This is a genomic window from Streptomyces katrae (assembly GCF_000966975.1).
Taxonomy (GTDB): domain Bacteria; phylum Actinomycetota; class Actinomycetes; order Streptomycetales; family Streptomycetaceae; genus Streptomyces; species Streptomyces katrae.
Genome location: NZ_JZWV01000751.1, coordinates 1 through 4,176, shown reverse-complemented (window position 1 = coordinate 4,176; position 4,176 = coordinate 1). Strand labels below are relative to the sequence as shown.

Below are 4,176 nucleotides of genomic sequence, written 5' to 3'. Positions count from 1 at the left end.
GCACGGTGGCGGCGCCGGCGCCCTGCCGGTCGGCCACGGGCGAGGCCCAGATCTCCAGCTCCATGGGATGCCCGTCGCGGTGCCAGGCGGTGACCGTGCCCATCACACCGCGCCCGGTGGCCGCCGTCTCCCAGAGCGAGCGGCCCAGGCTGCGGTCGGATCCGGGGTGCAGCAGGTCGGCGATGTGGTGGCCGAGCATCTGCGGCGGGGCGTAGCCGAGGAGCTCCTGCGCGACCTGGTTCCAGCGCACGATCGTGCCGGTGGCGCTGGTGGCCATGAGGGCGACGGGCAGGGAGCCCAGCCAGCCGCCGGCGGCCTGCGCCGCGCTGTTGATCAGGTCGTCGACCTGGATGTCCTCGTTCATCCGGCACGCACCCCACGGGGAGCTCCGTCCCGCACACCGCCCGGCCGCCCGGGCGGACGGCGCGGGAACCCCGGCTCCCCTCCATCCTCTGCCGACCGCCTCCCGGCCGCCTCCCGGCCCGGCATGTGGTCCGCCCCGCATTCGAGACCACGGGGCGGCACGTCGGCGTCTGCCCGGGGGCGGTAGGGACAAACGCGCGGGGGTACCTTCATAAAGGGAGGAACCGGGATGGAAAGGGAGGGCATCAGGGAGTTCAGGAGTGTGCGTCATGGGTGACAGGCAGCACGGTGAGGGCCAGGACCGGGGGCGTGCCCCGGAGAAGGGCGAGGGGCGGCGGATCCGCGGGCGGTCGCCGAGTCCTGAGCAGCTGAGGACGGGCGGACGGCCGCGCACGCCCGATGAGATCACGCACGAGCGGGGCCGGGAGGACGCGACCATGCGTGATGTGATGCGGGACCTGCGCGAGGAGGATCTGGACGACATGCGCGACGACCGCTGACGCGTGACGCGCGTCCGCTTGACTGCGCCGGGCGCGTACGGGTAGACGCCCGGTCCAGAGCGAGGAGACCCCGATGCATGCGCTGACGATGGGCGTGGAAGAGGAGTACCTGCTGGTCGACCGGGCCAGCAGGCGTCCGGCCGACCGGGCCCCCGCTGTGATCGCGGCCGCCGCCGCCGAGCTGGGCGATCAGGTGCAGACGGAGTTCTACGCCGCGCAGGTGGAGGTGTGCACCCTGCCGGTCACCGACACCTCCGGGCTGCGGGCCGAGCTGGCGCGGCTGCGGCGCACCGCCGTGGCGGCCGCCGAGGAGTACGGGTGCCGGCTGGTGGCGACGGGGACCCCGCCGGTCCCGCCCGCCCGGCCGCTGGCCGTCACCGACACCGACCGCTACCGGCGCATGGCCCGTACGTTCGCCGCGCTCGTGGACCGCTGGGACGGCCTGGTCTGCGGCTGCCACATCCACCTGGGCACCATGGACCGGGCCACCGCCCTGGCCCTGTCCCACCACATCCGCCCGTGGCTGCCGGTGCTGCAGTCCCTCACCGGCAATTCCCCCTTCCTCCTGGGCCGTGACACCGGCTTCGACAGCTGCCGCCACAGGCAGTTCTCCCGCTGGCCCACGGTCGGCCCCGCGCCGGTGATGCGCGAGGCCCAGTACGAGGCGTATGTGAGCGCCCTCGTCGAGCACCGGGTCCTGATGGACCGGCGGATGCTCTACTGGTACTCCCGCCCGTCCGAGCACGTGCCCACCCTTGAGATCCGCATCGCCGACACCAACGCCGACGTCGAGACGGTGGTCCTGGTGACCGCCCTGCTCCGCGGGCTCGCCCAGGGCCTGCTCGCCGAGGCCGAGGGCCACCAGCCGCCCCCGGAGATCTCCGACTCGCGGCTGCGCGCCGCGCACGGACTCGCCGCGTCCGACGGGCTGCACGGCTGGGGCCTGGACCTGGACCCCGTCAGCGGCGAACGGCTGCCCGCCGGCACCCTGGTGGACCGCCTCCTGGCCCGGGCGGCGCCGGGGCTGGAGGCCACCGGCGACCTGGCCCTGGTGGAGGACCTCCTGCGCCGGCTGAGGAACGAGGGCAGCGGGGCGGACCGGCAGCGCTCCGCGCTGGGGCGGCACGGCCGCCTCACCGAGGTGGTCGACGACCTCGCCGCCGCCACCGCCGCGGTGTAGCCGGCCTCACCCGGCCCGGGCGCACAGGGTGAACACGGCCATCAGCGCGGCCAGTCCGGCGGCGAGCCAGGCGACGTAGTCCCCCACGTGCCCGGAGTGCAGCCGGCGCAGCGGCACCACCGCGAGGACGATGGCCCGGTCCGCCGCAGCCCGTACGGCCCCGGCGGCCGGGCCCTTCAGTGCGGGGCCCCAGAGCGCGGCGGCGGCCATCGCCGCCGCCAGCACGGCGCCGGCCAGGCCCAGCAGCACGCCCGTGGCCGTCCACTCCGCCTCGGGCACCGGCGGGCCGGCCGCGGCCTCGGCGATCCGGTGGGCGAGCCCGGGCAGCAGGCCGACGGCGAGCGAGGCTCCGAGCAGCAGGGCGGGGACGACGAGCATGACCCGCGGCACCCGGCGGCTGGGGTCGCGCACCTCCGGCTCCTCCCCGCCGCCGGTGGTCTCGGGGCCGGCGTGCCGCTGCCGGGGCGTCGCCCCCGCTCCGGCGAACACCCTCAGGGCGGCCCGCAGGACGGCGCCCGCGGTGACGGCGGGGACCAGCAGGAACACCGGCAGCAGCCAGGGGGCGCCGTGGGCGGTGGCGTGCTCGGCGACCGCCTTGCCGAGGCCGGTGCCGAAGGGCGGCAGTCCGGCCAGGGCCAGGGCTCCCGCCACGGTCAGCGCGCCGGCCGCCACGAGGTCGCGGCCGCGCCCGTGCAGTCCGTGCTCGTCCACCGAGCCGAACCGGTCGAGGAGCACGCCGACGAGGGCGAACAGGGCGGCTTTGGCCCCGGCGTGGCCGAGGGCGTAGAGGGCGGCCCCGGCGGTGCCCGCCGGGGTGAGCAGGGCGGCCGCGCAAAGGAACAGCCCCATGTGGCCGACCGTGGAATGGGCGAGCAGCCGTTTGAGGTGCCGCTGCTGCCAGCAGAGCACCGCGCCGGTCAGGGCGGTCAGCGCGCCGAGGACCAGGAAGGTGGTGCGGAAGACCTCCGCGGGGATGCCGCCGGGGCCGGAGAAGACGGTCCAGTAGACGCGCAGCAGCCCGTAGAGCCCGAGTTCGACCATGACCCCGGACAGCAGCATGCACACCGGGGAGGGGGCTTCGGCGTGGGCATCGGGCAGCCAGAAGTGGAAGGGCACGGCGGCCGCCTTGACCAGCATGGCCGTGGCGATCAGGGCGAACGCGGCGGCGGCCACCGGTCCCGGCGGCTGCCGGCCGAGCGCCTCGCCGATCCTGGCCAGGGCCAGTTCGCCGGTCCGCGCGTAGAGCAGGCCGATGCCGAGCAGGGCGCAGTAGCCGGCGACCGAGCCGGTCAGCGCGAAGGCGAGGGCGCCCTGGAGGGGGCGGGGCTCCTCGACGCGGTAGGCGGTGAGGGCGTACGCGGCGACGCCCATCAGCTCGAAGAAGACGAAGGCGTCGAACAGGTCGCCGGTGAGGGCGAACCCGCACATGCCGGCCTCGAAGAGGAGCAGCAGGGCCGGGAAGGCGCCGCCGTGCCCCTGCTCGGTCTCCGGTTCGTCGAAGTAGCGCCACGCGTAGCCGAGGGCGGCCAGGACGAGGGCGGCCGCGAGGAGCGCCAGTCCGGCGCCGATCCGGTCGGCGGCGAGGACGATGCCGACGCTGTGGCCGTCCACCGGGGTCCAGCCGGCGACCCAGCTGACGAGCCGCCCGTCCCCGGCGGCGGCCCACAGGCCGGCGAGGAGCGCCAGCTGGGCGGTGGCCCAGGCGGTGGCGAGGGCGTCGGCGGCGGTCCTGCGCAGCCACCGGCCGGGACCGGCCAGCAGGACCGCTCCGAGCAGCGGCCAGGCGACGGTGAGCGGCAGCAGGGCGGCGGCGTGCGTCACGGCGGTACCGGGGCCTCAGCCCTTGAGGCCGGTCAGGGCGTCGGGGTCGGCGGTGCCGTGCCGTTTGGCGGTCTGCAGGACGAGGGCGAGCAGCAGGGCGCTGACGGCGGCTCCGACGACCACGTCGGTCAGGGTGAGGGCGTGGGCGACGGGGTCGGTGACCAGGGTGCCGGGCGGGATGTCGGTGAAGTAGGGGGCGGTTCCGCCGCGCCGGTAGCCGACGGCGAGGAGCAGGACGTAGGTGCCGGACTGGACGACGCTGAGGCAGCCGATGGCGTGGACGGCGTGGCGGCTGGTGACCAGGCCGTGGAG

5 protein-coding genes are annotated in these 4,176 nt (G+C 76.0%); 2 read left to right on the top strand and 3 right to left on the bottom strand.

Annotation, left to right across the window (positions count from 1 at the left end; translation table 11 throughout):
- Positions 1–364, bottom strand: a 364-nt coding sequence (locus VR44_RS25870; RefSeq protein WP_045950003.1) for a PAS domain-containing protein, incomplete at its 3' end; no start/stop codon positions are given.
- Positions 365–632: 268 nt separating this feature from the next.
- On the opposite strand from VR44_RS25870, the gene VR44_RS25865 reads away from it, so the two are divergent.
- A complete protein-coding gene (locus VR44_RS25865; protein WP_045950002.1) occupies positions 633–863 on the top strand; it encodes a hypothetical protein in 231 nt (76 codons plus the stop codon).
- 73 nt (positions 864–936) lie between these two features.
- Positions 937–2,043, top strand: coding sequence for a carboxylate-amine ligase (locus VR44_RS25860; protein WP_045950001.1), 1,107 nt, complete (start codon positions 937–939; stop codon positions 2,041–2,043).
- A 6-nt stretch (positions 2,044–2,049) separates the two neighbouring features.
- Here VR44_RS25860 and VR44_RS25855 read toward each other — a convergent pair whose 3' ends face one another.
- Positions 2,050–3,864, bottom strand: a complete 1,815-nt coding sequence (locus VR44_RS25855) for a complex I subunit 5 family protein (RefSeq protein WP_245692208.1) — start codon at positions 3,862–3,864, stop codon at positions 2,050–2,052.
- A gap of 15 nt (positions 3,865–3,879) precedes the next feature.
- The coding region (locus tag VR44_RS25850) for an NADH-quinone oxidoreductase subunit K (RefSeq protein WP_045950000.1) at positions 3,880–4,176 on the bottom strand (297 nt) is incomplete at its 5' end.